The sequence below is a fragment of the Pseudomonas atacamensis genome (assembly GCF_017167965.1).
GTDB classification, from domain to species: Bacteria; Pseudomonadota; Gammaproteobacteria; order Pseudomonadales; family Pseudomonadaceae; genus Aquipseudomonas; species Aquipseudomonas atacamensis.
Genome location: NZ_CP070503.1, coordinates 3,912,307 through 3,927,338, shown reverse-complemented (window position 1 = coordinate 3,927,338; position 15,032 = coordinate 3,912,307). Strand labels below are relative to the sequence as shown.

Here is a 15,032-nt window from a genome sequence, read left to right as displayed (position 1 = left end):
AAGGCTTCCCGTTTTTCATCACGCCGCGAAAATCAGATGACCTGAACGATCGCGTCCGTCACAGCCTTTATGTTGCTCTGGTTCAGGGCAGCCACGCAGATGCGGCCGGTGTCCAGGGCGTAGATGCCGAACTCGTTGCGCAGGCGATGCACTTGTTCAGTGGTCAGGCCGGAGTAGGAGAACATGCCGCGCTGACGACCAACGAAGCTGAAATCGCGGCCCGGGGCTTTTTCCGCCAGCAGGGCAACCATCTGCTCGCGCATGCCGCGGATGCGCAGGCGCATCTCGGCCAGCTCGGCTTCCCACTGCGCGCGCAGTTCCGGGCTGTTCAGCACCGCAGCAACAATGCTGGCGCCGTGGGTCGGCGGGTTGGAGTAGTTGGTGCGGATCACGCGCTTGACCTGCGACAGCACGCGCGCGCTTTCTTCTTTTGATTCGCTGATGATCGACAGTGCGCCAACGCGTTCGCCGTACAGCGAGAACGATTTGGAGAACGAGCTCGAGACGAAGAAGGTCAGACCGGATTCGGCGAACAGGCGCACAGCGGCGGCGTCTTCATCGATGCCGTCGCCGAAACCCTGGTAAGCCATGTCGAGGAACGGTACGTGACCTTTGGCCTTGACCACTTCCAGTACCTTGTTCCAGTCCGCCGGGGTCAGGTCGACGCCGGTCGGGTTGTGGCAGCAAGCGTGCATGACAACGATCGAGCCGTTCGGCAGGGCGTTGAGGTCGTCGAGCATGCCGGCACGGTTCACGTCGTGGGTGGCAGCGTCGTAGTAACGGTAGTTCTGCACCGGGAAACCAGCGGTTTCGAACAGCGCGCGGTGGTTTTCCCAGCTCGGGTCGCTGATCGCCACGACGGCGTTCGGCAGCAGTTGCTTGAGGAAGTCGGCACCGATTTTCAGTGCGCCGGTCCCGCCGACGGCCTGAGTGGTGATGACGCGACCGGCGCTGATCAGCGGCGAGTCGTTGCCGAACAGCAGTTTCTGCACGGCCTGGTCGTAGGCAGCGATGCCATCGATCGGCAGGTAGCCGCGCGAAGCGTGTTGCGCGACGCGAATCGTCTCGGCTTCGATCACCGCGCGCAGCAGTGGAATTCGCCCCTCTTCGTTGCAGTACACGCCCACGCCCAGGTTGACCTTGGTGGTCCGGGTATCGGCGTTGAATGCTTCGTTGAGGCCCAGGATTGGATCGCGGGGTGCCATTTCGACAGCGGAGAACAGGCTCATTATTACGGCGGCTCTGAATGGAGAGTGGAGGGACGTGTCGCGCTCCAGCCGAATGCACTAGAGCGGTGCACAAACGGGGAGCTAGTATAGAGGCCATCACCGCGCAATGGCGACAGGCGAATCGGCTTTTAGGGTAAGTTTTTCCGATTATTTCTTGACCGTTAGTCGATTGACTTTGTCAGACTCTTTACCGGATGTAGGACGTTTGCCTTGAAAGGTCAGGCAATCGCCACCACATTCAGCACAATCCAGGTTTTTTCTTGCGCGACATCGGTCGTTTGCGGTCGTCCTCGTGGTGCTCCGCCTGACGCGGAACGCCGCGATTCCAGAGGTGTGTATGTCGGAATTCCAGCTAGTCACCCGCTTCGAGCCTGCCGGCGATCAGCCGGAAGCCATTCGCCAGTTGGTTGAGGGCATTGACGCCGGGCTGGCGCACCAGACACTGCTCGGTGTGACCGGTTCGGGCAAGACCTTCAGCATTGCCAACGTCATCTCCCAGGTCCAGCGGCCGACGCTCGTACTGGCGCCGAACAAGACCCTGGCCGCGCAGTTGTACGGGGAGTTCAAGGCGTTCTTCCCGAACAACGCCGTTGAATACTTCGTTTCCTACTACGACTACTACCAGCCCGAAGCGTATGTGCCGTCGTCCGACACCTTCATCGAGAAGGACGCCTCGATCAACGATCACATCGAGCAGATGCGCCTGTCCGCAACCAAAGCGTTGCTCGAGCGCAAGGACGCGATCATCGTCACCACGGTGTCGTGCATCTATGGTCTGGGCAGTCCGGAAACCTATCTGAAAATGGTCTTGCACGTTGATCGCGGCGACAAGCTTGATCAGCGTGCGCTGCTGCGGCGCCTGGCCGACCTGCAATACACCCGCAACGACATGGATTTCGCCCGGGCGACGTTCCGCGTGCGCGGTGATGTGATCGATATCTTCCCGGCGGAATCCGATCTGGAAGCGATCCGCATCGAGCTGTTCGATGACGAGGTCGAGAGCATTTCCGCGTTTGATCCGCTGACCGGCGAAGTCATCCGCAAGATGCCGCGCTTCACTTTCTATCCGAAGAGCCACTACGTGACGCCTCGGGAAACCCTGCTCGATGCTATCGAAGGCATCAAGGTCGAATTGCAGGAGCGCCTCGAATACCTGCGCAGCAACAACAAACTGGTGGAAGCCCAGCGTCTGGAACAGCGCACCCGTTTCGACCTGGAAATGATCCTCGAACTGGGCTATTGCAACGGCATCGAAAACTACTCGCGCTACCTGTCCGGGCGTCCGGCCGGCGCGGCGCCGCCCACGCTTTACGACTATCTGCCTGCCGACGCCTTGCTGGTGATCGATGAATCCCACGTCAGCGTGCCGCAGGTCGGCGCGATGTATAAGGGCGACCGTTCGCGTAAAGAGACGCTGGTCGAGTACGGCTTCCGCCTGCCTTCGGCGCTGGACAACCGGCCCATGCGTTTCGACGAGTGGGAAGGGGTCAGCCCGCAGACCATTTTCGTTTCGGCAACGCCCGGCAATTACGAAGCCGAACACGCCGGGCGCGTGGTCGAACAAGTGGTGCGGCCGACTGGCCTGGTCGACCCGCAAGTTGAAGTGCGGCCGGCGCTGACTCAGGTCGATGACTTGCTCTCGGAAATCACCAAGCGCGTGGCGATCGAAGAACGTGTGCTGGTCACCACGCTGACCAAGCGCATGGCCGAAGACCTGACCGATTACCTCGCCGACCACGGCGTGCGCGTGCGTTATCTGCACTCGGACATCGACACCGTCGAGCGCGTCGAGATCATCCGCGATTTGCGCCTCGGCGTGTTCGATGTGCTGGTCGGGATCAACCTGCTGCGTGAAGGCCTCGACATGCCGGAAGTGTCGCTGGTGGCGATTCTCGATGCTGACAAGGAAGGCTTCCTGCGTTCCGAGCGCTCGCTGATCCAGACCATCGGTCGCGCGGCGCGTAACCTCAATGGCCGGGCGATTCTCTACGCCGATCGCATGACCGGTTCGATGGAGCGCGCGATTGGCGAGACCGAGCGCCGTCGCGAGAAGCAGATTGCTTTCAACCTTGAGAATGGCATCACCCCGAAAGGTGTGATCAAGGACGTCGCCGACATCATGGAAGGCGCCACCGTGCCCGGTTCGCGCAGCAAGAAGCGCAAAGGCATGGCCAAGGCCGCCGAAGAGAACGCCAAGTACGAAGCCGAGTTGCGCTCGCCAAGCGAAATCACCAAGCGCATCCGCGCGCTGGAAGAGAAAATGTACCAACTGGCGCGGGATCTGGAGTTCGAAGCGGCGGCGCAGATGCGTGACGAGATTGCCAAACTGCGCGAACGATTGCTTACGGTATAAGGGATCGTTCCCACGCAGAGCGTGGGAACGATCATTGGGTATCCCTGTGGGAGCGAGCCTGCTCGCGAATGGCCTTCACACCATCTGAAGGGCTTAGGGCATCTGGCTTAAATACCCTGCCCGCTGGAGCGGGGCGGGTGTCGCCTGTTACCATTCGCCGCTTGATTGTTCTGCTCTTCATTTTTCGAGACAAGCCATGACCACCGTCCGCACTCGCATCGCGCCATCGCCTACCGGGGACCCCCACGTAGGTACCGCTTACATCGCATTGTTCAACTACTGCTTTGCCAAGCAGCACGGCGGTGAGTTCATCCTGCGCATTGAAGACACCGATCAGTTGCGTTCGACCCGCGAGTCCGAACAGCAGATCTTCGACGCCCTGCGCTGGCTCGGTATCGACTGGAGCGAAGGCCCGGACGTCGGCGGCCCGCACGGCCCGTATCGGCAGAGCGAGCGCGGCGACATCTATCAGAAGTACTGCCAGCAACTGGTCGACATGGGTCATGCGTTCCCGTGCTTCTGCACCGCTGAAGAACTCGATCAGATGCGCGCCGAGCAAATGGCTCGCGGCGAAACTCCGCGCTATGACGGCCGCGCACTGCTGCTGTCGAAGGAAGAAGTCGCGGCGCGCCTGGCCGCTGGCGAACCGCACGTGATCCGCATGAAAGTGCCGAGCGAAGGCGTCTGCGTGGTGCCGGACATGCTGCGTGGCGACGTCGAGATCCCGTGGGATCGCATGGACATGCAAGTGCTGATGAAGACCGACGGCCTGCCGACGTACTTTCTCGCCAACGTCGTCGACGATCACCTGATGGGCATCACCCACGTGCTGCGTGGCGAAGAGTGGCTGCCATCGGCACCGAAACTGATCTTGCTCTACGAATACTTCGGCTGGGAACAACCAGAGCTGTGCTACATGCCGCTGCTGCGCAACCCGGACAAGAGCAAGCTGTCCAAGCGCAAGAACCCGACCTCGGTGACGTTCTACGAGCGCATGGGCTTCATGCCGGAAGCGATGCTCAACTACCTCGGGCGCATGGGCTGGTCGATGCCGGACGAGCGCGAGAAGTTCTCGCTGCAGGAAATGGTCGACAACTTCGACCTCAAGCGCGTTTCCCTCGGCGGGCCGATCTTCGATATCGAGAAGTTGTCGTGGCTCAACGGCCAGTGGCTGCGCGATCTGCCGGTGGAAGAGTTTGCCGCCCGCGTGCAGAAGTGGGCGTTCAACTCCGACTACATGATGAAGATCGCGCCGCACGTGCAGGGCCGGGTTGAAACGTTCAGCCAGGTCGCACCGCTGGCGGGGTTCTTCTTTGCTGGCGGCGTGAATCCGGATGCCAAGCTGTTTGAGTCGAAAAAACTCTCCGGCGATCAGGTTCGCCAGTTGATGCAGTTGATCCTGTGGAAACTGGAAAGCCTGCGGCAGTGGGAGAAGGACAGCATCACCGCGACGATTCAGGCGGTGGTCGAATCTCTGGAGTTGAAACTGCGCGACGCGATGCCGCTGATGTTTGCTGCGATCACCGGGCAGGCGAGTTCGGTGTCGGTACTCGATGCGATGGAAATCCTCGGCCCGGATCTCACCCGTTTCCGCTTGCGCCAGGCGATTGACCTGCTGGGCGGCGTGTCGAAGAAAGAAAACAAGGAGTGGGAAAAGCTCTTGGGCGCCATCGCCTGATTGCTTTTGCTTCTCAGCAGGACTGCCGAAGGCTGCGATCTTTTGATCCTGCCTTCGGCGTTTCTCCCGAATTTACGGGGGAGGGCGGTAAGTGATTGTTATCCCGGCAAAAAATTTTGAAATTTTTCAAAAATAAGTTTGACAGGCTTTCGATACGCCCTTAAGATTCGCCCCGTCCTCAGCGATGAGGGGCTATAGCTCAGCTGGGAGAGCGCTTGCATGGCATGCAAGAGGTCGACGGTTCGATCCCGTCTAGCTCCACCAATTTACACTTCTAGGTCTGGCCACACCGGCCTTGAAGCGATCAACACTCAGCGTTGATCAGTTGTATAGAAGGGTTTGCGTCCCCTTCGTCTAGTGGCCTAGGACACCGCCCTTTCACGGCGGTAACAGGGGTTCGAGTCCCCTAGGGGACGCCAGTTTTACAGAAGTGATGTTGCAAGAGATCACTCCGCCGCGAGGCGAAAAATCCGGGGCTATAGCTCAGCTGGGAGAGCGCCTGCATGGCATGCAGGAGGTCAGCGGTTCGATCCCGCTTAGCTCCACCAATTTTACAGTTCAAGGTCTGGCCACACCGGCCTTGAATCGATCAGCTCTCAGCACTGATCAGTTGTATAGAAGGGTTTGTGTCCCCTTCGTCTAGTGGCCTAGGACACCGCCCTTTCACGGCGGTAACAGGGGTTCGAGTCCCCTAGGGGACGCCACGATTACCCGCTCTGCGGGATTTTATAAGGGTCATTCAATTATTGAATGGCCCTTTTGTTTGTCCGGCGTTTGGCCAACTCTCCTTTTTCCTTACACTGTGCTTCAGACCAGCGGTCATATTAATGACTTGCGGAATATTATTATGCGAATAATATTCTAGTCGTAATATTCGGAGGCAACGATGAACGATAAAAAAGCTCAAACCCGCGAACGCATCCTTAAGGCTGCCAGCGCCGCACTGATTCAGCGCGGCCCGGCTGACCCGAGCGTGGGCGAAGTGATGGGCGCAGCCGGCCTGACCGTCGGCGGCTTCTACGCACACTTCGAAAGCAAGGACGCGATGATGCTCGAAGCGTTCAAGCAACTGCTGGGCCGGCGTCGCGACCTGATTGCCGACATGGACGCCGATCTGACCGGCGAAGAGCGTCGCGCTTTGGTGGCTGCGTTCTACCTGTCACGCAAACACCGGGATTCCAGCGAAGCCGCATGCCCGATTCCGGCCTCGATTGGCGAATTGGGGCGTTTGCCGGAGTCGTTCCGCATCGCGCTGAACGAGCATCTGGAGCTGATGGTCGCGCAACTGGCGGCCAGCCCTGAAGACACCGACAAGGCTCTGGCCGATGTCGCGTTGATGGTCGGTGGTCTGGCCTTGGCCAGGGCGCTGGGTCCGGGAGAGTTATCCGATCGATTGCTGCGCGCCGCCAAGTCGGCGGTGCGTTGACCTGAAGGCAACAAGCCTGAGGAGAGTGCGATGAACGCGTTGAAGTGGGTTCGTGGCGTTAACGGTACCTTGGGCTGGTTTGCACCGAAACTGGTGGCAAGCAAAATGCGTCTGGCGTTCATGACGCCCCGCGCGCTACCGCTGCGCGATTGGGAGCTGCCGCTGTTGGCCAGCTCCGAACGCATCACGTTGCGCTTCGGCCTGTCGGCGCTGCGCTGGGGTCAAGGCCCTACGGTGTTGCTGATGCATGGTTGGGAAGGGCGGCCAACGCAATTCGCCTCGCTGATCAATGCTCTGGTCGATGCCGGTTATACCGTCGTCGCGCTCGATGGCCCGGCCCACGGTCGCTCCCCTGGGAGAGAAGCCAATGTAGTGCTGTTCGCCCGCGCCATGCTCGAAGCCGCTGCCGAATTGCCGCCGTTGCAAGCGGTTATCGGGCATTCCATGGGCGGCGCCAGCGCGATGCTCGCCGTGCAATTGGGTCTGCGCACCGAAACTCTGGTCAGCATCGCCGCACCGTCACGGATTCTCGGCGTGCTGCGCGGTTTCGCGCGAATGGTCGGCATGCCGCCGCGCGCGCGTTCTGCGTTTATTCGTCAAGTCGAGCAGGACGTCGGCATGCGCGCCGCTACGCTGGACGTGGCCCACTATCAACTGGATATGCCCGGCCTGATCGTGCATGCCGAGGACGACAATTTTGTCTCGGTCAAAGAATCGCAATTGATTCACGAAGCCTGGTTCGACAGCCGCCTGCTGCGCCTGGAAAGCGGCGGCCATCAGCGGGTGCTGGCCGACCCTCGAGTGATTGATGGTGTGTTATCACTGCTTGCCGGTCGCAGCCTTCAAACGCGCCAATCGGCCTGAGCTCCGTTACACTGCCCCGGTTGAATACTTTGACCGGGAGTGGGGCATGGGCTGGGATCGGGCAACGCCGTTTACCATTGATCTGCAAGTAGGCGCCGAAGACATCGACGGGCTCGGGCACGCCAATAACGCCGTTTACGTGACCTGGCTCGAGCGCTGCGCCTGGCGCCATTCGCAGCGCCTCGGCCTGGACCTGGTCGAATACCGGCGGCTGGATCGGGCGATGGCCGTTGTCCGCCATGAAATCGATTATCTGGCCGCAGCCTATGAAGGCGATGAACTGCAACTGGCGACCTGGATCGTCGACTGGGACCAGCGCTTGAAAATGACCCGGCATTTCCAGCTCAAACGCCCCAGCGACAACGCCACCCTGCTGCGCGCGCAGACCACGTTTGTGTGCATCGAGCTGTCGACCGGCAAGCCCAAGCGCATGCCGGCAGAGTTTATCGAAGGTTATGGCCCGGCGATCCAGATTGCAGAGGCGATGTAAATCTCACTCTGTGGGAGCGAGCCTGCTCACGAAGCGTCGCGTCAGTTACGCATGTATCAACTGACAGACCGCCTTCGCGAGCAGGCTCGCTCCCACAGAGAGATGTGTTGTCCTGCGGTCTTGCACGATATGCAGTAAACTGCCGCACGTTTTTTCTTCAAGTAGTGTTTCCCCATGCAAATTGCTCTGGCGCCCATGGAAGGGTTGGTCGACGACATCCTGCGCGACGTGCTGACCCGCGTTGGCGGCATCGACTGGTGCGTGACCGAATTCATTCGGGTCAACGACCAGTTGCTCACCCCGGCGTACTTCCACAAGTTCGGCCCCGAGCTGCTCAACGGCGCTCGCACCGCGTCCGGCGTGCCGCTGCGCGTGCAATTGCTCGGTTCTGATCCGGTATGCCTGGCGGAAAACGCCGCGCTTGCCTGCGAACTCGGTTCTGAGGTGATCGACCTCAACTTCGGCTGCCCGGCCAAGACCGTCAACAAATCCCGCGGCGGCGCCGTGCTGCTCAAGGAGCCGGAGCTGCTCAACCAGATCGTCGAGCATGTCCGTCGCGCCGTACCGGCGCACATCCCGGTCACCGCGAAAATGCGCCTGGGTTTCGACAGTCCTGACGGCTCGCTGGTCTGCGCCACGGCGCTGGCCGAAGGCGGGGCAGAGCACATCGTCGTACATGCGCGGACGAAAATGGACGGCTACAAACCGCCGGCTCATTGGGAGTGGATCCCGCGCGTGCAGGACGTGGTCAAGGTGCCGGTGTTCGCCAACGGCGACATCTGGAGCGTCGAAGACTGGCGCCGTTGCCGCGAAATCAGTGGCGTGGAAGACATTATGCTCGGTCGGGGTCTGGTCTCCCGCCCGGATCTCGCCCGGCAGATCGCTGCGGCGCGCGCTGGCGAAGAGGTCGTCGAGATGACCTGGGCCGAGCTGATGCCGCTGATTCAGGACTTCTGGCTGCAGGCCAAGGCGCAAATGACCGCCCGGCAATCGCCCGGTCGCCTCAAGCAATGGCTGGCCATGCTGACGCGCAACTACCCGGAAGCCGCCGAGCTTTTCACCGTTCTGCGCCGTGAAACCGAGCCGGATCAAGTCTCGCGTCTGCTCGGATTGCCGCTCGTCGAGGCCGCATAAAAAATCTCAAAATAATCTCTTGAAATCAAAACAGCGGTCCCTATCTAAGGGTTACGCGATGCCGAATTCGGGTCGCGGAGACACAAAACCTTGCTGATTGTTTTCAGGAGATTTGAATCATGAGTACTGCATTTTCTCTCGCGCCACTGTTCCGTTCCTCGGTAGGTTTCGACCGTTTCAACGACCTGTTCGAAACCGCCCTGCGCAACGAGCCAGGCAGCAGCTACCCACCCTACAACGTCGAAAAACACGGTGATGACCAATACCGTATCGTCGTTGCGGCCGCCGGTTTCCAGGAAGAAGACCTGGACCTGCAAGTCGAGAAGGGTGTGCTGACCATCAGTGGCGGCAAGCGTGACACTGACGAGAGCGTCACGTTCTTGCATCAAGGCATCGCCCAGCGAGCCTTCAAGCTGTCGTTCCGTCTGGCCGATCACATCGAGATCAAGGACGCTGCCCTGCGCAACGGTCTGCTGAGCATCGACCTGCTCCGTGTCATCCCGGAAGAAGCGAAAGCCAAGCGCATCCCGATCAATGGAGCGCAGCAGCCGGCGTTGCAGCATTGATTCATGTGCTGACACACAATCGCCCGAACCGGCGATAAGCCGCTGAACGAAAGGCCCCGATACGTCGGGGCCTTTTTTGTGCGTGCAGTCAAAGCGATGCAGGGTTTGCCGCTGTCGGCGGGGCTCTTTACAATCTGCGCAGTTTTGCCGGCCCCCATTTCCCTGCGGTCGGCCTGGAGCCTTTTTTCATGGACGAGATTCAACAGCGCTGGCTGTGCGCGTTGTCCGCACCAATGGCCGCGCTCAACACCGGCGCCGGGTATGACGACCCGGCGTTCTGCAACGATCGTTACATCAACCTCAAGGAAAGTTGGGGTATCGATGATCGGCAACAGTTGTTCGACATGCTCGGATGGATGACCGACGACGGCCATGCCAAACACCTCAGCGGGGCCTATCTGGCGTGGCAGCGATGCCTGCCGAGTGAATGGCAGTCGTTGCTCAATGAGCTGAGCCCGCGCGAGCGCGTCCTGCATGAATTTGCCAGCCGTACCTTCGGCAGCTGTGGTCCCGGCGGCATTCTGTCCTGGGATTACGGCCGGATGGGCTTTCTGTTGCGCTGCGCCGTACGTAATCAATGGATCGATCTGGCCGAGAGCAACTGGTTGCACAGTCGTCTGGCGTTGAGGGCGCAGTTTCATTACGGCAGCTGGATGGCTTACTTCAACGGCTTTCTGGTGGGACGAACCTTTTGGTGCTGCATGAGTAAAAGCGATGATGAACTGGCGGTCGAGATGAGTCGTGAGGGCACCAGCGCTTTCAACACCAGGATTGCCCGAGGTCTTGCGCAAAACATTCCACACTTTCTCGCTGATCTGCCTTGGCACATGGATATTGATCCGCCGTCTCGTCCGGCATCGCTTGGGGAGTTCGACTGGTCATGAGTTGCTGGATTCGACTGGGCATTGAACCGACTACTGACGAAACCCTGATTCGCAGCGCCTATCGCGCCCGTTTGCCGGCGCACCATCCGGAAACCGATCCGGAAGGTTTTCAAGCGCTACGCATGGCCTACGAGAGTGCCCTGCGTCTGGCCCGTGAAGAGGAGGAAGAGGCTGGAGACGAGATCGACGCTGCACAAGCCGATGTCGTTCGGGCGCCTCAAGCTTTTCTGGATTTCTGTGCGCTGCTGGATGATCCCGCGCGACGCTTCAACTACGCGGCATGGCAGGCATTTGTCCGGACGCTGGATGCCTTGTCACTGGAGGTTTTCGATGACCTCAACTGGGGCTTGTACCACCGACTGTCCGGCGCCGGTCCGTTGTCCTACCGTTGTGCGAATCTGTTGGCGCAACGCATGGCCTGGGACCAGCAATTGCTCGATCTGGCATTCGACGATGCGCAAGCGGTAGAAAGCTTTTTGCAGCGCATCAAGACGCCCGACCCGTTCGATACGGATCTGATGAGCGCCTGGTCAGAGCCGGCACAGACCGAGTCGCTGTGGTATGCCCGTAGCCTCGATTTCATCTTTACTCAGCGTCCGCTTCACGAGTTCGCCGAGTTCGCCAGTCGGCACACGTGCTTGCCGTTGCCCAACGATGCCGCGTACCTCAAGCGGTTGCTGGTGCAGTTCACCCAAGCGGGGATGGGCGCGCCGACGTTCCTGCAATGCTGTGCCGAACAGCACGATGCCGCGCCGGATAACGTCGACTGGCTGTACCTGCTGGCGTGTCAGTACAGTCTGTTGGGGCACGACGATCAAGCGTTTCCATGCTGGATTCGGCTCTGGAGCGAACATCGCCATCCCGCGGCAGAGAGTCGCTTGCTGGAGCTGTGTGCCAAGCGTCAGCCGACCTTTCTGCCGTTGCTGATTCAGGCGTTCGATCGTCTGGAGGACTGCGCCGTTTGGCCGGACGAACTGGGTGCTGAGTGCCAAGTGTATGGCAGTCCGTCACAACGGCCCGAGACCTTGACCCGTTGGTTGGGTGTCGGACGGCTCAAGCTTGATGCACTGGCGCAAAGCTTTGTTGATTGGCGCATGACGGGCGACGAGTTGCCATTGCTCGCGCAGTTGATCGGCGAAAACCACGACAGCCGTTTGCTGCGTCTGTACCGGCACGCCTGGGCGCTGCATCGTGGTGATTCGGCCTTGTTGCAGCAGATTGTCGACGAACCGCTGCCGGTGGACGCGCTGGAATGCCTGGTTTTGAGCGGCCTGAAGTATCAGGCCAGGCAACATCTGCATTGGCTGGCCAAGGCGCCTGTTGCGCAGGCCATGAGCGCTTTCACTGACTCGCAAACACTTTCACCGCAATTGCCGCTCGCGTTGTCCGAAGGTGCGCTGCACAAGGTTTGTCGTCTGTGGTTGCAGCGCTTGCGGCCCTATAGCGACACGGCGCTTGCACGCATTGCCGACGCGTTCGAGCTGAGTGCGGTCAAAGACGGCAATGACCTCTCGGAGCTTGATCTTATGCTCCAGTTGAGTCGGCGCGCGACAGGTTTGCCGCCGATCGGGTTGGGAGCGGCCATCTGGGATTGGCACGCTCAAACCGTGTTTTTTCTGGCATTGCTGGAACAACCCGAGCGCTGGTTGCAATTGATTGATGCGCAGTGTCTGGAGCGTTTGCCGTTCAATCCTGCGCATCCTTTGAGCCGACTGCAGCCGCTATTGCGGCGCTTGCTGCGTGAGCAGGGCAATGGCGCCGGTTTGCTGGGTTGGCTGCAGGGTGACGATCCTGTGCACGGTTTGCTGGTGCAACAGTTGTTCAGTGTCGAGCAGGCTCTCGACAGCGCCAGGCTGCCCGCCAATACCCTGCTTTATACCTGCGTCGAAAGTGACCGTGCGGCGTGCGGCGATGACCTGCTGGGCTTGTTGATGTTCTGGGGCGTGCTCTACCACGATCCAGGCCTGAGCGCCGAGCAGCACCGGGCGTTGTTGCAGTCGATTGAAGCGGTCAGTTGCGAGGATGACTGGTTCGAAGGCTTTCGCGACGGTCTGATCAAGGGCGAACCGGTGTGGCCACCGCGCAAGGTGTTGACGGATTTCGGTGTCGACAAACTATTGGCCTATGAGGCGCTGGATGCGCTCAAAAGCTTGATTCGCTACGGCGCTGCCGGTGTGCCGAAAACGCGAGTGTTGCGGCAACTGCAGCAGGGTAAGGATGACGTGCAGAACAGCGTCGGTTTGCGCTTGGCACTGTGCGCGTTGCTGTCGTGGTCGGAGCGGTTGCTGTTAGCCAACAGTGATGTCCAGCCAGTACCAGCGAAAGCGTTCTGGCGCCTCGGATCACGGTTGGGGCGCAGGGCTTTTATCGCTCAGGTCCTGGGATGCGTAGTGGTAACCCCAATAGCCGGGCTGATAACGGGCACGACGATTGGCGGGATGGTCATCTTTTTGCTTGGCGTGCTGCTGTTGTTCGCGGCAGTTGTACGGCGGTTGCACGATATGGGCCGGGGCATACCGACACTGCTGATATTTCTTGGATTGTCGTCGTTTCTGCCATTCCTGCCGCTGGTGTTGTTCGGCTTTCCGGGAGACAAACTGCCTAACCGCTATGGCGTGCCGCCGGACAGTGGGGCAGATATGTTGTCCGGCGGGTTGCAGGCTGCTTTACGGCAACTGAACGGTTAAAGACGCATCTGATCCAGCGCATCATTCAGCGCTGAGCGGTGGCTGGCGATTTCGCTGGCTTGCTGGCCGGCAAGCACGGTGTTGAAGGTGTCCATCCACTCGGCAATGCGCGCACGCTCGTCGCCCAGAGTTTGCATCCATGCTCGCTCCAGGCGTGCGAGCAGGGTGCGGTTGGGCAGGGCGTCGCGAGGGTGGACTTTGAGCGTCGCGAGCCGGGCATGGCTGTCTCTGCGCGCCTGTTCATCCAGTCCGGTCGGGCTGCGGTCGATGCTGTGGCCGTAACGTTCGCTGGTTTCCAGAAGCGTGACGTCTACTTCCAGCAGGCCGTTGATGTCATAACTGAAACGCACATCGAGGCTCTGCAGCTGCTCACTAGGGGTGAACTGGATGTCGAAAGAATCGATGAAAATATTGTCGCGTACCCACGGGCGTTCCCCTTGGTAAACCGCGATACGGATTTCAGTCTGTTGCGCAAACGTCGTCGAGTAACGCTGCACCCGTGACGTTGGAATCACCGTGTTACGTTCGATGATCGGCGAGAACGCGCCACTGACGCCTTCGCCACGATTGGTCGAAATCCCCAGCGTATAAGGGCAGACATCCGTCAAAATCAATTCCTCGACCGCACCGTCCCGCGCCTTGCATGCCGCCTGCGTCGCTGAGCCCAGAGCCACGATGGTGTCCGGATCAAGATGCCGATAAGGCAGGCGTCCAAACAACGTGGCGACCATTTGCTGTACCGCCGGCATGCGCGTGGCGCCACCGACCAGCACCAGGCTGTCGAGGTCGCGCGGTTTCAGTCGGGCATCGCGCAGAGCCTGTTCGATTGGCGCGCGCAAGCGGGCCAGCAACGGCTCCCAGATTTTCACCGCAGCGGCTTCATCCAGTTCCCATTCGAATGTCTGCTCGGCATACCGCCAGCTCAAGTGCTGCGCGCCTTCGCCGAGTTTGCATTTCAGCTGTTCGAGGGCATCACCGAGGCTGGCCATGGCTTGTGCATCGATCGTTGAGGGGGCGAGTTGCCAGTGTTTCAGGCAGGCCTGCAACAGGGCGGCGGTGAAGTCTTCGCCGCCAAGAAAGTTGTCGCCAGTGGAGGCGTGCACCTCGATCAGCGGCAATGCGTATTCGAGCACGGTGACGTCGAACGTGCCGCCGCCGAGATCGAATATCAGCGTGCGTTCGAACTTCTGTTCGTGCAGGCCGTACGCCATGGCGGCAGCGGTCGGTTCATTGATCAGGCGCGTCACGGACAGCCCGGCCAGTTCGGCGGCGAACAAGGTGCGCTTGCGCTGCTCGTCACTGAAATATGCCGGTACGGAAATGACCGCTTCTGTGACCGCTTGGCCGAGAAAGGCTTCTGCGTCTTGCTTGAGTGAGCCAAGTACCAGCGCCGACAACTCTTCCGGGCTGAACTGGCGAGAGCTGAGCTGGATTTGCTTGTCGCTGCCCATGAAGCGCTTGAACGCGGCGGCGGTGCGTTCCGGGTGCGTGGTCAGGCGGGCGCGGGCGGCTTTGCCGACCAGAATCGTGTCGTCTTCATCAAGGCTGACCACCGACGGTGTCAGCACATCGCCGAGGGCGTTGCGGATCAGTTCGGCGCGGCCTTCACGCCAGACGGCGATCAGGCTGTTGGTGGTGCCAAGGTCGATGCCCAGCAGGGCCGGGCGGGGAAGGGATGCATCCTGCATGGTTGATCTCGAAGCGGCGCAAAAAACGCGACC

The 15,032-nt window shown here is 60.2% G+C and carries 11 protein-coding genes and 4 tRNA genes; 13 read left to right on the top strand and 2 right to left on the bottom strand.

Annotated elements, in window-relative coordinates; translation table 11 throughout:
* Nucleotides 1–32: 32 nt before the first annotated feature.
* The gene (locus JWU58_RS17955) at nucleotides 33–1,229 is read right to left on the bottom strand and encodes an amino acid aminotransferase (protein WP_206420696.1); all 1,197 of its coding nucleotides are present in this window, start codon (nucleotides 1,227–1,229) and stop codon (nucleotides 33–35) included.
* A 337-nt stretch (nucleotides 1,230–1,566) separates the two neighbouring features.
* Between JWU58_RS17955 and uvrB the strand changes: the two genes are divergently transcribed.
* The 13 genes from uvrB (at nucleotide 1,567) to JWU58_RS17890 (ending at nucleotide 13,311) form a co-directional block, all read left to right on the top strand.
* On the top strand, nucleotides 1,567–3,582 hold the full coding sequence (gene uvrB / locus JWU58_RS17950) for an excinuclease ABC subunit UvrB (RefSeq protein ID WP_024012378.1): 2,016 nt from the start codon (nucleotides 1,567–1,569) through the stop codon (nucleotides 3,580–3,582).
* A 196-nt stretch (nucleotides 3,583–3,778) separates the two neighbouring features.
* Nucleotides 3,779–5,260 (top strand): glutamate--tRNA ligase, encoded by a 1,482-nt coding sequence (gene gltX, locus JWU58_RS17945; protein ID WP_071171803.1) that lies wholly within the window; start codon nucleotides 3,779–3,781, stop codon nucleotides 5,258–5,260.
* A gap of 188 nt (nucleotides 5,261–5,448) precedes the next feature.
* A tRNA-Ala gene (locus JWU58_RS17940) sits at nucleotides 5,449–5,524 on the top strand.
* A gap of 79 nt (nucleotides 5,525–5,603) precedes the next feature.
* Nucleotides 5,604–5,679, top strand: a tRNA-Glu gene (locus tag JWU58_RS17935).
* Nucleotides 5,680–5,732: 53 nt separating this feature from the next.
* Nucleotides 5,733–5,808, top strand: a tRNA-Ala gene (locus tag JWU58_RS17930).
* 80 nt (nucleotides 5,809–5,888) lie between these two features.
* Nucleotides 5,889–5,964 (top strand) — tRNA-Glu (locus JWU58_RS17925).
* A 182-nt stretch (nucleotides 5,965–6,146) separates the two neighbouring features.
* Nucleotides 6,147–6,686, top strand: a complete 540-nt coding sequence (locus tag JWU58_RS17920) for a TetR/AcrR family transcriptional regulator (RefSeq protein ID WP_016773921.1) — start codon at nucleotides 6,147–6,149, stop codon at nucleotides 6,684–6,686.
* Nucleotides 6,687–6,716: 30 nt separating this feature from the next.
* Nucleotides 6,717–7,550 carry an alpha/beta fold hydrolase gene (locus JWU58_RS17915; protein ID WP_125927218.1) on the top strand — a complete coding sequence of 278 codons (834 nt, stop codon included), beginning with the start codon at nucleotides 6,717–6,719 and terminating at the stop codon, nucleotides 7,548–7,550.
* Between the two features lie 46 nt (nucleotides 7,551–7,596).
* Nucleotides 7,597–8,040 (top strand): acyl-CoA thioesterase, encoded by a 444-nt coding sequence (locus JWU58_RS17910; protein ID WP_016773923.1) that lies wholly within the window; start codon nucleotides 7,597–7,599, stop codon nucleotides 8,038–8,040.
* Nucleotides 8,041–8,214: 174 nt separating this feature from the next.
* The gene (locus JWU58_RS17905; protein ID WP_016773924.1) at nucleotides 8,215–9,174 is read left to right on the top strand and encodes a tRNA dihydrouridine synthase; all 960 of its coding nucleotides are present in this window, start codon (nucleotides 8,215–8,217) and stop codon (nucleotides 9,172–9,174) included.
* Nucleotides 9,175–9,293: 119 nt separating this feature from the next.
* A complete protein-coding gene (locus tag JWU58_RS17900) occupies nucleotides 9,294–9,740 on the top strand; it encodes an Hsp20 family protein (protein WP_016773925.1) in 447 nt (148 codons plus the stop codon).
* Nucleotides 9,741–9,928: 188 nt separating this feature from the next.
* Nucleotides 9,929–10,624: a DUF1266 domain-containing protein gene (locus JWU58_RS17895; RefSeq protein WP_024012380.1), complete on the top strand. Its 696-nt coding sequence runs from the start codon at nucleotides 9,929–9,931 to the stop codon at nucleotides 10,622–10,624.
* Complete coding sequence (locus JWU58_RS17890) at nucleotides 10,621–13,311, top strand: DUF805 domain-containing protein (RefSeq protein WP_206420695.1); 2,691 nt, start codon at nucleotides 10,621–10,623, stop codon at nucleotides 13,309–13,311. Before JWU58_RS17895 ends, JWU58_RS17890 begins: the two co-directional genes overlap by 4 nt.
* On the opposite strand, the gene JWU58_RS17885 is transcribed toward JWU58_RS17890, so the two are convergent.
* A complete protein-coding gene (locus JWU58_RS17885; RefSeq protein ID WP_206420694.1) occupies nucleotides 13,308–14,999 on the bottom strand; it encodes a molecular chaperone HscC in 1,692 nt (563 codons plus the stop codon). The genes JWU58_RS17890 and JWU58_RS17885 overlap by 4 nt on opposite strands.
* Between the last annotated feature and the right edge of the window lie 33 nt (nucleotides 15,000–15,032).

What these genes read in the sequence shown, in the direction of transcription:
- JWU58_RS17955 (WP_206420696.1), bottom strand. Translation starts at nt 1,229, where the DNA reads ATGAGCCTGTTCTCCGCTGTCGAAATGGCACCCCGCGATCCAATCCTG.
- uvrB (WP_024012378.1), top strand. Translation starts at nt 1,567, where the DNA reads ATGTCGGAATTCCAGCTAGTCACCCGCTTCGAGCCTGCCGGCGATCAG.
- gltX (WP_071171803.1), top strand. Translation starts at nt 3,779, where the DNA reads ATGACCACCGTCCGCACTCGCATCGCGCCATCGCCTACCGGGGACCCC.
- JWU58_RS17920 (WP_016773921.1), top strand. Translation starts at nt 6,147, where the DNA reads ATGAACGATAAAAAAGCTCAAACCCGCGAACGCATCCTTAAGGCTGCC.
- JWU58_RS17915 (WP_125927218.1), top strand. Translation starts at nt 6,717, where the DNA reads ATGAACGCGTTGAAGTGGGTTCGTGGCGTTAACGGTACCTTGGGCTGG.
- JWU58_RS17910 (WP_016773923.1), top strand. Translation starts at nt 7,597, where the DNA reads ATGGGCTGGGATCGGGCAACGCCGTTTACCATTGATCTGCAAGTAGGC.
- JWU58_RS17905 (WP_016773924.1), top strand. Translation starts at nt 8,215, where the DNA reads ATGCAAATTGCTCTGGCGCCCATGGAAGGGTTGGTCGACGACATCCTG.
- JWU58_RS17900 (WP_016773925.1), top strand. Translation starts at nt 9,294, where the DNA reads ATGAGTACTGCATTTTCTCTCGCGCCACTGTTCCGTTCCTCGGTAGGT.
- JWU58_RS17895 (WP_024012380.1), top strand. Translation starts at nt 9,929, where the DNA reads ATGGACGAGATTCAACAGCGCTGGCTGTGCGCGTTGTCCGCACCAATG.
- JWU58_RS17890 (WP_206420695.1), top strand. Translation starts at nt 10,621, where the DNA reads ATGAGTTGCTGGATTCGACTGGGCATTGAACCGACTACTGACGAAACC.
- JWU58_RS17885 (WP_206420694.1), bottom strand. Translation starts at nt 14,999, where the DNA reads ATGCAGGATGCATCCCTTCCCCGCCCGGCCCTGCTGGGCATCGACCTT.